The organism is Curtobacterium sp. NPDC087082, from assembly GCF_044745045.1.
GTDB lineage: Bacteria > Actinomycetota > Actinomycetes > Actinomycetales > Microbacteriaceae > Curtobacterium.
This window is the reverse complement of sequence record NZ_JBIUZN010000002.1, coordinates 393,965-407,584: the sequence shown is the minus strand read 5'-3', so window position 1 is coordinate 407,584 and position 13,620 is coordinate 393,965. Positions and strand designations below refer to the sequence as shown.

Annotated in this window: 13 protein-coding genes; 8 read left to right on the top strand and 5 right to left on the bottom strand. The window is 72.3% G+C overall.

Annotated elements, in window-relative coordinates; genetic code table 11:
• Both ACIPEP_RS07265 and ACIPEP_RS07260 read right to left on the bottom strand, forming a co-directional pair.
• Positions 1-504, bottom strand: coding sequence for a hypothetical protein (locus ACIPEP_RS07265; protein WP_402716869.1), 504 nt, complete (start codon positions 502-504; stop codon positions 1-3).
• A gap of 122 nt (positions 505-626) precedes the next feature.
• Positions 627-1,046, bottom strand: coding sequence for a VOC family protein (locus ACIPEP_RS07260; RefSeq protein ID WP_402716868.1), 420 nt, complete (start codon positions 1,044-1,046; stop codon positions 627-629).
• Between the two features lie 61 nt (positions 1,047-1,107).
• Between ACIPEP_RS07260 and ACIPEP_RS07255 the strand changes: the two genes are divergently transcribed.
• The 5 genes from ACIPEP_RS07255 (at position 1,108) to kdpC (ending at position 6,782) form a co-directional block, all read left to right on the top strand.
• Positions 1,108-2,052 carry a helix-turn-helix transcriptional regulator gene (locus tag ACIPEP_RS07255; RefSeq protein ID WP_402716867.1) on the top strand — a complete coding sequence of 315 codons (945 nt, stop codon included), beginning with the start codon at positions 1,108-1,110 and terminating at the stop codon, positions 2,050-2,052.
• Positions 2,053-2,279: 227 nt separating this feature from the next.
• Positions 2,280-2,369, top strand: coding sequence for a K(+)-transporting ATPase subunit F (gene kdpF, locus ACIPEP_RS07250; RefSeq protein ID WP_070417610.1), 90 nt, complete (start codon positions 2,280-2,282; stop codon positions 2,367-2,369).
• Positions 2,369-4,054 (top strand): potassium-transporting ATPase subunit KdpA, encoded by a 1,686-nt coding sequence (kdpA, locus tag ACIPEP_RS07245; protein ID WP_261646722.1) that lies wholly within the window; start codon positions 2,369-2,371, stop codon positions 4,052-4,054. The genes kdpF and kdpA overlap by 1 nt, the downstream gene beginning before the upstream one ends.
• An 11-nt stretch (positions 4,055-4,065) precedes the next feature.
• Positions 4,066-6,180: a potassium-transporting ATPase subunit KdpB gene (gene kdpB, locus ACIPEP_RS07240; RefSeq protein WP_402716866.1), complete on the top strand. Its 2,115-nt coding sequence runs from the start codon at positions 4,066-4,068 to the stop codon at positions 6,178-6,180.
• Positions 6,177-6,782 carry a potassium-transporting ATPase subunit KdpC gene (gene kdpC / locus ACIPEP_RS07235; protein ID WP_402716865.1) on the top strand — a complete coding sequence of 202 codons (606 nt, stop codon included), beginning with the start codon at positions 6,177-6,179 and terminating at the stop codon, positions 6,780-6,782. The genes kdpB and kdpC overlap by 4 nt, the downstream gene beginning before the upstream one ends.
• A gap of 8 nt (positions 6,783-6,790) precedes the next feature.
• Here the strand turns inward: kdpC and ACIPEP_RS07230 are convergent, their stop codons facing one another.
• Positions 6,791-7,555, bottom strand: coding sequence for an Abi family protein (locus tag ACIPEP_RS07230; RefSeq protein WP_402716864.1), 765 nt, complete (start codon positions 7,553-7,555; stop codon positions 6,791-6,793).
• Between the two features lie 233 nt (positions 7,556-7,788).
• Between ACIPEP_RS07230 and ACIPEP_RS07225 the strand changes: the two genes are divergently transcribed.
• The 3 genes from ACIPEP_RS07225 to ACIPEP_RS07215 all read left to right on the top strand — a co-directional run bounded on the left by ACIPEP_RS07225 (position 7,789) and on the right by ACIPEP_RS07215 (position 11,582).
• On the top strand, positions 7,789-10,281 hold the full coding sequence (locus ACIPEP_RS07225) for an ATP-binding protein (protein WP_402716863.1): 2,493 nt from the start codon (positions 7,789-7,791) through the stop codon (positions 10,279-10,281).
• A gap of 13 nt (positions 10,282-10,294) precedes the next feature.
• Positions 10,295-10,987, top strand: coding sequence for a response regulator (locus tag ACIPEP_RS07220; protein WP_402716862.1), 693 nt, complete (start codon positions 10,295-10,297; stop codon positions 10,985-10,987).
• Positions 10,988-11,096: 109 nt separating this feature from the next.
• Positions 11,097-11,582 carry a helix-turn-helix domain-containing protein gene (locus ACIPEP_RS07215; protein WP_402716861.1) on the top strand — a complete coding sequence of 162 codons (486 nt, stop codon included), beginning with the start codon at positions 11,097-11,099 and terminating at the stop codon, positions 11,580-11,582.
• A 67-nt stretch (positions 11,583-11,649) separates the two neighbouring features.
• Here the strand turns inward: ACIPEP_RS07215 and ACIPEP_RS07210 are convergent, their stop codons facing one another.
• Positions 11,650-12,651: a hypothetical protein gene (locus ACIPEP_RS07210; protein WP_402716860.1), complete on the bottom strand. Its 1,002-nt coding sequence runs from the start codon at positions 12,649-12,651 to the stop codon at positions 11,650-11,652.
• Between the two features lie 63 nt (positions 12,652-12,714).
• Positions 12,715-13,590 (bottom strand): LuxR C-terminal-related transcriptional regulator, encoded by an 876-nt coding sequence (locus tag ACIPEP_RS07205; protein ID WP_402716859.1) that lies wholly within the window; start codon positions 13,588-13,590, stop codon positions 12,715-12,717.
• Positions 13,591-13,620: the final 30 nt, after the last annotated feature.

The window sequence follows — 13,620 nt, the reverse complement described above, 5'->3', positions numbered from 1 at the left end:
TCACCGCGGTCGTAGCCGGGCGTCGTGGGCTCGACCACGTGCACGGTCGACCGCGATCCCGATCCGGGCGAGCAGGAGCACGGCGCCGACACCACCCGCGCCGATCGGCGTCACGAACAGCCCGAGGTCCGTCCCCGGCAGCCGCCACCAGTCGATCGACCACGCCGCGACGACGGCAAACCCGAGCAGGAGCGCAGCGCGCCACCACCATCGCCCCGGCAGCCGTCCGACGCCGAGCGTGGCCAGCACCAGGAGCGCCCAGCACCCCTCCGGCGCGAAGGACCGCGGGTCGTTCGTCCCGCAGGTGGACACGGCGCACTCCCACCGGACCTGGTCGGCCACGCCCGCGTACCAGCGGAACAGCAGCACGGCCGCGACGAGGGCGAGGAGCGCCACCGGCGGGCCGGCCCAGCGCCACACCCGGCCGAACCGGGAGCGACGTCGACGCGCGGCCACCCACCCGTCGCCGAGCTCGTAGCCGGGCATCGGACGGAACTCGGGCATGCCGGCACGCTACCGGCGGTCGGATTTCGTGGGGAAGTGGCTCGGAAACGTCGTGGCGTGCGGCCCGGGGGTCGCCCTGGGCCGCACAGCGTCGTTGATCGAGCCGCGCTACTCGGCCGGCGCTACTCGGTCCGCGCCGCGACGTCGAGCGCCCAGATCACGCCGAAGCGGTCGCGGAGCTGTCCGGCCAGCGGCGCCCAGGCCGACGGACCGAGCGGCTGCCGGATCTCGGCGCCCTCGGACAGCGCTGCCCAGTACCGCTCGAGCTCGGCCGCGTCGTCGCCGTGCACGTACACGTAGAAGGCGTTCGTGCCCTGGTCGTACGGCTGCCCCGGCCAGACGTCGAAGGCCATCACGCGCAGCCCGGCGTCGGTGGCGACCTGACCCCAGACGATGCGGTCGGCCCAGTCCGGCTCGTCCGAGGCGCCCATCGCGCCGTAGGTCATGGACGCGACCTCGCCGCCGAAGACCGAGGCGTAGAAGTCGAGGGCCGCGCGGGCCTGTCCGTCGAAGTTGAGGTGGGTTGTCGTTTCGATGCTCATGGGACCAGCATCCCGGGCATTGCGGTCAGATCCTGTCCGCTTCTCCACCGATACTGGAGGCATGTCCGGACCGTCCTCGCGCATGCTCGCGCTGCTCTCGCTGCTGCAGGTGCACCGGGACTGGCCCGGCGACGAGCTCGCCGGACGGCTCGAGGTCAGCCCGCGCACGCTCCGCCGCGACGTCGACCGGCTCCGCGGCCTCGGCTACCGAGTGGAGGCACTGCGCGGCCCGGCCGGCGGGTACCGGCTGGCGGCCGGTGCGGACCTGCCCCCGCTGCTGTTCGACGACGACCAGGCGGTCGCGATCGCCATCGCGCTCGCCGTGGCACCCGCGTCCGGCGCGGACATCGCCGAGTCGGCCGCCCGGGCGCTCGCGACGGTGCGGCAGGTGATGCCCGCGCGTCTGCGCACACGGGTGGACGCGATCGACGCGGTCACGTCAACCGGTCGCACCCCCGTCGACCCGGAGGTCCTCGTCGCGGTGAGCGAGGCCGTCCACCTCGGCGAGGTCCTCCGCTTCGGGTACGGCCCCGACGAGACGCCCCACCGGGTCGAGCCGCACGCGGTGGTCGCCCGGAACGGCCGCTGGTACCTGTTGGACTGGGACCTCGACCGCGATGACTGGCGCACCCACCGCGTCGACCGCATCACCCCGCGGATGCGGACGCGCGTGCCGTTCACACCGCGTCCCGTGCCCGGTGGCGATCCGGCAGCGTTCGTGGCCGCGCGGTTCAAGGGGTCCGACCGCGAGGACGTCTGGCCCTGCACCGGCACCGCCGTCCTCGAGGTGCCGGCCGAGACCGTCGCGCCGTACCTCCCCGACGACGCCGTGCTCGAGCCGCTCGGCCCGGACCGGTGCCGTCTCACGCGAGGCTCCTGGTCGTGGGAGGGCCTCGCGGCGGCGTTCGCCGGTGCCACCGCGGACTTCACCGTCGAGGGGCCCGACGAACTCCGTGCGGCGACGGCCGTGCTCGCCGAGCGGCTGGGGCGAGCGAGCGGGCGTTAGCGACGCGCATGCGTGTGTCAGGAGCGCGTCAGGAAACCGTTAGGGACGGGTCTGGAGGTGCGGTGCCGGATCCAGCATCGGTTCGGCACCACACGTGGTGCTGTCCGCGTCGCCCGGCGCGGACCCCGTGAACCTCTGGAGTCCCTCGTGTTCGACGTCTTCGTCGTCGCCGGTGTCCTCGCCGTGTTCGGCGTGGTGGCACTCATCGCCAAGGCGGTGGAACGGCTGTGATCGTCATCACCATCGCCGCCGCCGTCCTCGGCGTCGCCTCGCTCGTGTACCTCGTCTGGGCCCTCGTGCGCCCGGAGAAGTTCTGATGAGCACCGCGGACACGTGGGCCGGGATCGTCCAGGTCGCCACCCTCGTGCTGCTGCTCGTCGTCGCCTACCGGCCGCTCGGCGACTGGATGGCGCGGGTGTTCACGCCGACGCGGCACAGCCGGATCGAGCGCGGGGTCTACCGGGTGATCGGCGTCGACCCCGACGCTGAGCAGTCGTGGCCCGCGTACCTGCGCGGCGTGCTGCTCTTCAGTGCCGTGGGGCTGCTGCTCGTGTACCTCCTGCAGCGCATCCAGGTCGTGCTGCCCGGCGACCTCGGGCTGCCGAACGTCGGGCCGTCGCTCGCGTTCAACACGGCGGCGTCGTTCGTCGCGAACACGAACTGGCAGTCGTACTCGCCCGAGGTCACCGTCGGGTACACGGTGCAGATGGCCGGCCTCGCGGTGCAGAACTTCCTCTCCGCGGCGGTCGGGCTCGCCGTCGCCGTGGCGCTCGTCCGCGGCTTCGCCCGTCGACGCTCCGGCACGCTCGGCAACGTCTGGGTGGACGTCGTCCGCGGGACCGGCCGGCTCCTGCTGCCGGGAGCGTTCGTGTTCGCGATCGTGCTCGTCGCCGGTGGTGTCATCCAGTCGTGGGGGAGCGGCACCGACGTCACGACCCTGATCGGCGGGACGCAGCACATCCCGGACGGGTTCGTCGCCTCGCAGGAGGCCATCAAGGAACTCGGCACGAACGGCGGCGGCTACTTCAACGCGAACTCGGCGCACCCGTTCGAGAACCCCCAGGCGTGGACGAACCTCGTCGAGGTCTTCCTCATGCTCGTCATCCCGTTCTCGCTGCCGCGCACGTTCGGCCGCATGGTGGACGACGACCGTCAGGGCTACGCGATCCTCGCCGTGATGGGCGCGATCTTCCTCGTCTCGCTCTCGGTGATGTCGATCGCCGAGCTCGGTGGCGGCGGCAGCGCGACCCACGCCGCCGGGGCCGCCATGGAGGGCAAGGAGGTGCGGTTCGGCATCCTCGGCACGACGCTCTTCGGGACGACCTCGACCGCGACGTCGACCGGCGCCGTGAACGGCATGTTCGACAGCTTCACGCCGATCGGCGGGATGATGGCGCTCGTCAACATGATGCTCGGCGAGGTCACCCCCGGCGGCGTCGGCTCCGGGCTGTACGGGATGCTCGTGCTCGCGGTCATCACGGTGTTCATCGGCGGGCTGCTCGTCGGTCGGACCCCCGAGTACCTCGGCAAGAAGATCCGGGCCCGCGAGATGACCTTCGCGTCGCTCTACATCCTCGTCACCCCGACCCTGGTGCTCCTCGGCACCGGCCTGTCCCTGGTGCTCCCGGGCGTCCGCGAGCAGGTCGTCGGCACGTCGATCTTCAACCCGGGCAACCACGGCCTGTCCGAGCTCCTCTACGCCTTCACCTCGGGCGCGAACAACAACGGCTCGGCGTTCGGCGGCCTGACGGCGAACACGACGTGGATGAACTCCGCGCTCGGCGTCGTGATGCTGCTCGGCCGGTTCGTCCCGATGGTGTTCGTGCTGGCGCTCGCCGGATCCCTCGCGACCCAGGACCGGGTGCCGGAGACCGTCGGCACGCTGCCCACGCACCGGCCGCTGTTCATCGTCCTGCTCGGCGGCGTCGCCGTCGTCGTGACCGCACTCACCTACTTCCCGGTGCTCGCACTGGGACCGCTCGCAGAAGCCCTCGCCCGATGAAAGCCGAGACCATGACCACCGCGACCTCCGAGCACGAGGCGACCAGCGCCTCCAGGCCGGCCACACGCTCGTCCGCCTTCGGACCCCGTCAACTCGTGGCGGGCCTCCCGGGTGCCCTGCGCAAACTCGACCCGCGACTGATGTGGCGGAACCCCGTCATGTTCATCGTCGAGGTCGGCGCCGCGCTGACGACGGCAGCAGCCGTCGTCGAGCCGTCCGCGTTCACCATCTCCATCGCCGTGTGGCTCTGGCTCACCGTCGTCTTCGCGAACCTCGCGGAGTCGGTGGCCGAGGGCCGGGGCAAGGCGCAGGCCGACACGCTGCGGAAGACCCGCTCGACCACGAGTGCCCGTCGGGTGCTCCGGTACGACCGGTCCGACGCGGCGGCGACCGGCAACGAGACCGAGGAGGTCGCGTCCGTCGACCTCGCCAAGGGCGACGTCGTGGTCGTCGTCGCGGGCGAGGTGATCCCGGGCGACGGCGACGTCGTGGACGGCATCGCGTCCGTCGACGAGTCGGCCGTGACCGGTGAGTCCGCCCCGGTCATCCGCGAGTCCGGCGGCGACCGGAGTGCCGTCACCGGCGGCACCCGGGTGCTCTCGGACCGCATCGTCGTGCGCATCACGTCGACCCCCGGTGAGACCTTCATCGACCGGATGATCCGGCTCGTCGAGGGTGCCGCCCGGCAGAAGACGCCGAACGAGATCGCGCTGAACATCCTGCTCGCCTCGCTGTCGATCGTGTTCGTGATCGTCTGCCTGACGATGCAGCCGATCGCCGGGCTCGTCGGGGCGACCGTGAGCGTGCCGGTGCTCATCGCCCTGCTCGTCTGCCTCATCCCGACGACGATCGGTGCGCTGCTCTCCGCGATCGGCATCGCGGGCATGGACCGACTCGTGCAGCACAACGTCCTGGCGATGTCCGGCCGTGCGGTCGAGGCCGCCGGGGACATCACGACCCTGCTGCTCGACAAGACCGGGACGATCACGTACGGCAACCGTCGGGCGTCGCGCGTGGTGCCGGTCCCCGGTGTCACGGAGCCGGCCCTGATGGAGGCGGCTGCCCTGTCGTCTGCCGCGGACGGGACCCCCGAGGGACGGTCCATCGTCGACCTCGCCGCGGGAGCGGGCGTCGCCCCGGACCTCCCCGCCGGTGCCGTCGAGGTGCCCTTCACGGCACAGACGCGCATGTCCGGCGTCGACCTGCCCGACGGCAGCTCCGTGCGCAAGGGTGCCGCGTCGGCAGTGCTCGCCTGGGCTGCAACCGGTTCAGCCGGTGTTCCCGATGCGGTCGCGCAGGCCATCGACGCCACGGTCGTCGAGGTCTCGGACCAGGGCGGTACCCCGCTCGTCGTCGGACGCCGCGCACCCTCCGGTGCGGTCACGCTGCTCGGGGTCGTCCACCTCAAGGACGTCGTCAAGGACGGCATGGCGGCACGGTTCGCCGAGCTGCGCGAGATGGGGATCCGCACGGTGATGATCACCGGCGACAACCCGCGCACCGCGAAGGCGATCGCCGCCGAGGCCGGTGTGGACGACTTCCTCGCCGAGGCCACCCCCGAGGACAAGCTCGCCCTGATCCGCAAGGAACAGGAGGGCGGCAACCTCGTCGCGATGACCGGTGACGGCACGAACGACGCCCCGGCCCTGGCGCAGGCGGACGTCGGCGTGGCGATGAACACCGGGACGACCGCGGCGAAGGAGGCCGGCAACATGGTCGACCTCGACTCGGACCCGACGAAGCTCATCGACGTCGTCCGGATCGGCAAGCAGCTGCTCATCACCCGCGGGGCGCTCACGACGTTCTCGATCGCGAACGACATCGCCAAGTACTTCGCGATCATCCCCGCGATGTTCCAGATGGCGTTCCCCGGGCTCGCCGCGCTCAACGTCATGGGGCTGCACAGTCCCGCGTCCGCGATCCTCAGCGCCGTCATCTTCAACGCGCTCGTGATCGTGGCGCTCATCCCGCTGTCCCTCCGTGGCGTCGCCTACCGCGCCGCCTCGGCATCGTCGATCCTCGGCCGGAACCTGCTCCTCTACGGGCTCGGCGGCGTGGTCGTCCCCTTCATCGGCATCAAGCTCATCGACCTCGTGGTCGGTCTCATCCCGGGGTTCTCCTCATGACGTCTGCATCTCGTTCCTCGTTCCGCTCCCTCGGGGTGGCCGTCCGGCTCACCCTCCTCAGCACCGTGGTGCTCGGCATCGCCTACCCGCTCGCGGTGTGGGGCGTCGGCCAGGCCGCGTTCCACGACCAGGCGAACGGCTCGATGGTGACGTCGTCGGACGGCACCGTCGTCGGGTCGTCGCTCATCGGGCAGTCGTTCGACGGCCGCGGAGCCGACCGGTGGTTCCAGTCGCGGCCGAGCGCCGCGGGGGAGAAGGGCTACGACGCCGGGGCGTCGAGCGGGTCGAACCTCGGGCCGTCGAACCCCGACCTCCTCCGCAGCGTGCAGGAGCGGCGTGCGGCGGTCGCGAAGGCCGACGGGGTGCCCGCCTCCGAGGTGCCGGCGGACGCGGTGACGGCGTCGGGCTCCGGCCTCGACCCGGACATCAGCCCGGAGTACGCGCTGCAGCAGGTGTCCCGCGTGGCCGCTGCTCGGGGGATGTCGGAGTCGGCGGTGCGCACGCTCGTGGAGCAGCACACCGAGGCGCGGCAGCTCGGGTTCCTCGGGGAGCCCGTGGTGAACGTGCTCGAGCTGAACCTGGCGCTCGCGAAGGCGTCCTGACCGTGCCGTCACGCCGCTGCCCAAGTCGGCCGCCCGCCGATGCCGACGACCAGGTCGTCGTGCTCGTCGACGAGGCGCCGGACGGCTGCGGCGTGGCGGTCGCACGGTCCGACCGTCTCGGCGAGGTGGGCCAGGAGCTCGAGCGAGTGCACCGGGGTCCGCTTCGGCAGGCTCGACAGTCGTGCGACGAGGTCGGGTGGGGAGCCGAACGTCGGCGGCGGGATCCGGAACTTCCGGGCCCAGATCCGCGTGTGGTGCGCGCAGCAGTTGCGCACGTGCGTCAGGTGCTGCAGGCAGGGGCGGAGCGTCGCAGGTGGGAGCCGGAACGCTGCGGCGATCTCGTCGCGGGTGGCCGGCTCGACACCTGCGGCGATCCGGGACAGTTCGCCGAGGCTGAGCGCTTCGGCGAGCATCCCGAACGGGACGCGTTCGAACCGCCGCTCGCGCCATGCCGACCCGACGGCGGGATCGGCCGCGTGCTCGAGTGCCGATCGAACGCGGCGGAGCATCGCACCGTGGTCGAACGTCGCGCGGAAGGACCGCGGGTCGACGTACCAGCGCGATCCGAAACGGGCTCCGGCTGCGACGTCGAGCCGACCACGGAGCGCGAGTTCGACCTGCTCGACCAGACCGAGCGTGACCGATCGCAGCGAGCTGTCGAAGTCGTGCACCCGCCAGACCGAGGACGCGGAGTCATCGAGCCCCTGCGCCTGCAACGCCTGCCGGAACTGCGCGTGGCGGTAGCGGGACATCGCGACCGTTGGGTCTGGCATCGATCGGCTCCGAGATCGGGGGAACGTGTGATCTCGGGCAAGCCGGCAGCAACTACAGCGCAGGGAACGAACGTGAGCGGGGAAGAACACCGTCCCGCGTCCGAGACGGACGCGGGACGGGACAGTCCCACCCGATTTGAGGAAGCTGATGCTCGAGCCTTGATGGGAACGGTTGTGGGGAGAATATCAGTCGATCGGTCGTGGAGCAAGGGTGGACGCGAGAGGATGAGCACGTGAAGCGCGGGAAGCTGCGGGTCCTGCTCGGTGCGGCGCCCGGTGTCGGCAAGACGTTCACGATGCTCGAAGAGGGGCACCGACTGCGCGCCGAGGGCCGCGACGTGGTCGTCGCCGTCGTCGAGACCCACGGCCGCGCCGCCACGGCCACACTGGTCGACGGGCTCGAGGTCGTCCCCCGACGCATCGTGGAGCACCGCGGCGTCCAGCTCGACGACCTCGACCTCGAGGCCGTGCTGGCCCGCCGGCCCGACATCGCCCTCGTCGACGAACTCGCCCACACCAACGCGCCCGGCAGCACGAACGAGAAGCGCTGGCAGGACGTCGAGGCGATGCGGGACGCCGGGATCGACGTCATCTCCACCGTGAACGTGCAGCACATGCAGTCCCTCGGCGACGTCGTCCGCGAGATCACCGGCACCGTCCAGCGCGAGACCGTCCCGGACGCCGTGGTGCGCGCGGCGGACCAGATCGAGGTGGTCGACCTCGCCCCGGCGGCGCTGCGCGAGCGGCTGTCGGACGGGCTCGTCTACCCGGCGACCCGGATCGACGCGGCGCTGTCGAACTACTTCCGGCTCGGCAACCTCACCGCCCTGCGCGAGATCGCCCTGCTCTGGCTCGCCGACGAGGTCGACGACGCACTCAAGGCCTACCGCGCCGAGCACGGCATCGACCACCGGTGGGAGACCCGGGAACGCGTCCTCGTCGCCCTGACCGGCGGTCCCGAGGGCGAGACCCTGCTGCGCCGCGGCGCCCGGATCGCCGCCCGCAGCGCCGGCGGCGAGCTCGCCGCCGTGCACGTCACGACGAACGACGGCCTCCGCGAGCGCCACCCGGGGGCGCTCGGGAAGCAGCGCACCCTGCTCGAACAGCTCGGCGGGACGTACCACCAGGTGGTCGGCGACGACGTGCCGACGACCCTGGTGCGGTTCGCGAAGTCGATCGACGCGACGCAGATCGTCATCGGGGTGAGCCGCCGCAGTCGGCTCGCCGCGGCGATCACGGGCCCGGGCATCGGCAACACCGTCATCCGCGAGTCCGGCGACATCGACGTCCACGTCGTCACCCACGAGCGGGCCGGCGGTGGCTTCGCCCTGCCGAGGCTCGGCGGCAGCCTGTCCCGCGGCCGGATCGTCGCCGCGTTCGTGCTCTCCCTCGTCGCCGGTCCACTGCTCACCTGGCTGCTGTCGTTCAGCACCGACCCCGACTCGATCACCGTGGACGTGCTCGCCTACCAGCTGCTCGTGCTCGTGGTGGCGCTCGTCGGCGGGATGTGGCCGGCCGTCTTCGCCGCCGTGCTGTCCGGGCTGAGCCTCGACTTCTTCTTCGTGCAACCCCTGCACCGGGTCACCGTGCAGCAGCCGTGGCACCTGGTCGCCCTCGTCATGTACGTCATCAGCGCCGTGCTCGTGAGCTTCGTCGTGGACCGCTCGGCCCGTCGATCGCGAGCCGCCCGCCGCGCCGCCGCCGAGTCGGGCCTCCTGATGGGGATCGCCGGCAGCGTGCTCCGTGGCGACGACGCCCTGCAGGCGCTGCTCGACCGGACGCGCGAGGCCTTCGGCTTCGCCGGCGTCCGGATCCGGCAGGGCGACGAGGTGCCGGCCACGTCCGGGACGTTCGGCGAGACGCCGGACGCCGCCACGTCCCTCCCGTCCGGCGCCGTCCTGGAGTTCGCGGGCGCCCCCGACGACCCGACCCAGCGCCGACTGCTGCGCGTCGTCGAGCAGCAGCTCGACGCCGCCGTCGAGCACCGCGACCTCACCCGCGCGGCTGTCGACGCCGAGCGCATCGCGGCGGTGGACCGGGTGCGGAGCGCGATCCTCGCGGCCGTCGGCCACGACGTGCGGCGGCCGATCGCGGCCGCCTCGGCGGCCGTGCAGACGCTGGGGGCGCCGGACATCGAGTTGTCGGCGGACGACCAGGAGGCGCTGCTCGCCACCGCCGACGAGAGCCTGCGTCAGCTCGCGGTGCTGTTGGCGGACCTGCTGGACGTCAGTCGCGTGCAGGCCGGGGTGCTCGCCGTGACGCCGGTGCCGCTCGCCCTCGAGACGGTGGTGGCCCCCGCGCTCGACGAGCTCGAGCTCGGTCCGGACGACGTCGACCTCGACCTGCCCGCCGACCTCCCGCCGGTGCTCGCCGACGCCGTGCTGCTGCAGCGCGTGGTGGTGAACCTCCTCGCCAACGCCGTGCGGTACGCCCCGGAGGACACCCGGGTCCGCATCGCCGCGAGCGCGTTCGGCGGCGGCGTCGAGCTCCGGGTGGCCGACCACGGTCCCGGCATCCCGTCGGACCGCGTCGACGAGGTGTTCCAGCCGTTCCAGCGCCTCGGCGACACCGACAACGACACCGGACTCGGACTCGGACTGGCCCTCGCCCGCGGGTTCACCGAGGGCATGGGCGGCACGATCGAGGTCGACGACACCCCCGGCGGCGGACTCACCGTCGTGGTGCGGCTGCCGATCGCCGGACACCTGGGAGTGGAGATCCGATGAAGGGCCGTGCGCGATGAAGGTCTTGATCGCCGACGACGACGTGCAGCTCGTCCGGGCGCTCGCCGTGACGCTCGCCGCCCGCGGGTACGACGTCGTCACCGCCCGGGACGGCCGGGCCGCGATCGACGCGGTCATCACCGAGCGGCCCGACCTCGTGCTGCTCGACCTCGGGATGCCCCGGCTCGACGGCATCGGGGTGCTCGAGGGCATCCGGGCCTGGTCGCAGGTCCCGGTGCTCGTGCTCTCCGGTCGGACCGACTCGTCGGACAAGGTCGACGCACTCGACGCCGGCGCGGACGACTACGTCACGAAGCCCTTCCAGATGGACGAGCTGCTCGCCCGACTCCGGGCGCTCGGACGGCGGCAGGTCGCGGCAGCGTCGGCCGCGGGTGCGACGCCCTCGGTGTCGATCGGGGACCTCGTCGTCGACCTCGTCGCGAAGCAGGTCACCCCGCCGTCCGGTCCGGCCATCCGACTGACCCCGACCGAGTGGCGGCTGCTCGAGGTCCTCGTGACGAACCCCGACCGGCTCATGACGCGCGAGATGCTCCTCACCGACGTGTGGGGACCGTCGCACGGCAACGACTCCGGGTACCTGCGGCTGTACATGGCGCAGCTGCGGCGGAAGCTCGAGCCGGACCCGGGACACCCGCGCTACCTGGTGACCGAGTCGGGCATGGGGTACCGCTTCAGCCCCGCCGGGTAGCGCCTCCGCGGGCCGGACACACGCTGTCGTGTCCATGTCGTCTCCTTGTCGTGCAGGTGACGTGTCCGTGTCGTGGTCCGTCGGCAGGCTGCTCCGTAGAGTTCACGACATGAGCGAGATGCGGATCGGCGAACTGCGACGACTGCGTGGGTGGACCCAGGAACGGCTGGCGGAAGCGAGTGGCCTCGCTGTCCGGACGGTGCAACGAATGGAGAGCGGGAAGGACGCGAGTCTCGATTCGCTCTCCTCGGTGGCGGCCGCCCTCGAGGTCACCGTGCGGGACCTGTTCGTCGAGTCGGAACCCGCTTCGCTCGACCCGGGGGTCCGTGGACTCGACGAGCGGGCCGAGCGTGAGCAGGTGCAGCGCGAGTCGGCCCAACGAGGTTGGCAGTTCCTGTACTCCGGCGTCGGGATCGTGGTGACGCTCGGCACCGTCGCGCTGATCGGGACCGGCGCCTGGGTGGGATCGGCGATCTTCGTGATCCCCGCCTACTGGGCAGGCGGGGCGGTGCTCGCCCGGTTCGTGATGGCGACGGTCGTCCACCCTGCGCTCGATCGGCGGTACCCGCTCTCCCGCCGCACCGCGGACCACTGACGGGTCATCGCGGCCGCCACCGTGCCCGGACCCGCGGGAGCGGTACCGGGCACGGTGGGAGCACGTGTCAGAGGGTGTACGTGACCGCCTCGGAGTCGAGTCCGAGCAGGGTCTGGTGGACGGTCAGCGGGCCGGTGAGCCCGGTGATGTCGATGACCCAGCGCTCGCCGTTGCCGGAGGTGCGGGTGGTGCCGTTCGCGTCGGTGATGGTGACGGTGGCGTAGCGCTCGCCGGACCCGACGAGGTTGTCGCCGGACCGGTAGTCGACGGTCGGTGCTGCGGGTGCCTCGCCCCAGGTGACCTTCTCGGAGTCGAGCCCGAGCAGGCTCTGGTGGACGGTCAGCGGACCGGTGAGCCCGCTGACGTCGATCTTCCAGCGATCGGCGTCCGCGGTGCTGCGCGTCTCCCCGTTCGCGTCCGTCACCGTGACCGTCGCGAAGCGCGTCCCGTCGCCGACGAGCAGGTCCCCGGAGCGGTACGACACGACGGGGGCGTCCGGAGCCGAACCGAACTTCACGGCCTTCGAGGTGTGCCCGAGGATGCGCTGCCGGATGACCAGCTGGGCGACCAGGCCGTCCGAGGGGACGGACCAGGAGCCGTCGGCACCGACGGTCGTCGTGAGCCGTGTGCCGTTCGCATCCCGGACGATGATCGTGGCGGACGGGGTGCCGGTCCCGACGACGGCGCCGGTCGTGACCCGCACGTCGGCGACCTTCGCGTCGCCGAAGGCCACGACGGTCGAGGCGGTGCCGAGCAGGGTCTGCCGGATCGCGAGCGGCCCGGTGAGGCCCTTCGCCGACACCTCCCACTCGCCGAGCTTCGAGACCCGGGCCTCGCGGACCTGGTCGTTCGCGTCCGTCACGGTCACCGTGGCACCGAGGACGCCGGTGCCGACCAGCTGCTTGCCGGCCTCGAGCCGGACCGAGCCGACGGGCGCGAGCGACGCCGCGGTCTGGGACTGCGAGGTCGGGGCCTCGGAGGTGGCGGCGGTCGCGGTGACGGCGGGTGCGATCGCGAGCCCGATGCCGAGGACGGCGACGGCGCAGACGCGGGAAGGGCGGATGGTCATGGTGGTGCTCCTTCTGGTGGGGAGCGCCGATCGTCTCGATCGCGGACGAACATATTCCGTGTGTCAGGGTGTCCGGGAGCTGACCGCGGCGAGCTCCGCCCGGGTCCGCGCGCCGAGCTTCCGGAGCAGGTTCGCCACGTGGTACTTCACCGTGTTCGGGCTGATCCCGAGCCCGTCGGCGATCTCCCGGTTGCCGATCCCGGTGGCGACGAGTCGCAGCACGTCCTGCTCCCGCGGCGTGAGGTCGGACGCCTCCGACGACACCGGCGTCCCCGCCGGCGGGTCGAGCGGGATCGCGATGTCGAGCACGGACCCCCAGCCCGCAGTGGACGCCACGTGCAGTTCGCCGTCGAGGGTCGCGACCCGCTCGGCGATCGGCCGGACGGTGTCGTCGTGCACGTCGAGCGTGCCAGCTCCGTCGTCGCGGAGCTGCATGAGCAGGTTCCGGCCGTCGCAGTCCCACTGGATCCGGACGCGCCGCGCAGCTCCCTCGTCCACGAGGGCGAGCACCGCCGTCCGCACGATCGCCCGGGCGCTGTGTGCGACGTCGCCGGGGAGTGCTCGACCGGTCGCCGGCGGTTCCACGAACTGCACGTCGAGGTCCCCGAACCGGACGAGCGGACGGAGGTCGGCCCGGAGCCGCGAGAACGCCCCCGTGACCGGTTCGAGCAGGGCTCCGCGCTGCCGGTCCGTCACGGTCCGGAGGTCGACGAGCGCTGCCGACGCGATCTCGACGGCCTCGGCACGGGCGGCCGCGTCGCCCACGCGCGGCGACCGGAGCACGGCGAGCACCGACTCCAGGGTGAGTGCGTGCCGGTCCGCCTGCTCCGCGACGGTGCGCGCGTGGTCGGCGGCGGCGAGGCGTCCTGCGGGGTCGCGCCGCGCCTCCTGGACGGCCGACGGAGCCGCCGTCCCGTCGTCGCGCGCGTTGTCGGTCACGTGACCAACCGTACGACTCCCACCCGAGCG

Bases quoted from the DNA above. Each gene is read 5' to 3' on its own strand.
- kdpC (WP_402716865.1), top strand. From the start codon at position 6,177: ATGACGTCTGCATCTCGTTCCTCGTTCCGCTCCCTCGGGGTGGCCGTC.
- kdpB (WP_402716866.1), top strand. From the start codon at position 4,066: ATGACCACCGCGACCTCCGAGCACGAGGCGACCAGCGCCTCCAGGCCG.
- ACIPEP_RS07220 (WP_402716862.1), top strand. From the start codon at position 10,295: ATGAAGGTCTTGATCGCCGACGACGACGTGCAGCTCGTCCGGGCGCTC.
- ACIPEP_RS07215 (WP_402716861.1), top strand. From the start codon at position 11,097: ATGAGCGAGATGCGGATCGGCGAACTGCGACGACTGCGTGGGTGGACC.
- kdpA (WP_261646722.1), top strand. From the start codon at position 2,369: ATGAGCACCGCGGACACGTGGGCCGGGATCGTCCAGGTCGCCACCCTC.
- ACIPEP_RS07230 (WP_402716864.1), bottom strand. From the start codon at position 7,555: ATGCCAGACCCAACGGTCGCGATGTCCCGCTACCGCCACGCGCAGTTC.
- ACIPEP_RS07210 (WP_402716860.1), bottom strand. From the start codon at position 12,651: ATGACCATCCGCCCTTCCCGCGTCTGCGCCGTCGCCGTCCTCGGCATC.
- ACIPEP_RS07255 (WP_402716867.1), top strand. From the start codon at position 1,108: ATGTCCGGACCGTCCTCGCGCATGCTCGCGCTGCTCTCGCTGCTGCAG.
- ACIPEP_RS07265 (WP_402716869.1), bottom strand. From the start codon at position 504: ATGCCCGAGTTCCGTCCGATGCCCGGCTACGAGCTCGGCGACGGGTGG.
- ACIPEP_RS07260 (WP_402716868.1), bottom strand. From the start codon at position 1,046: ATGAGCATCGAAACGACAACCCACCTCAACTTCGACGGACAGGCCCGC.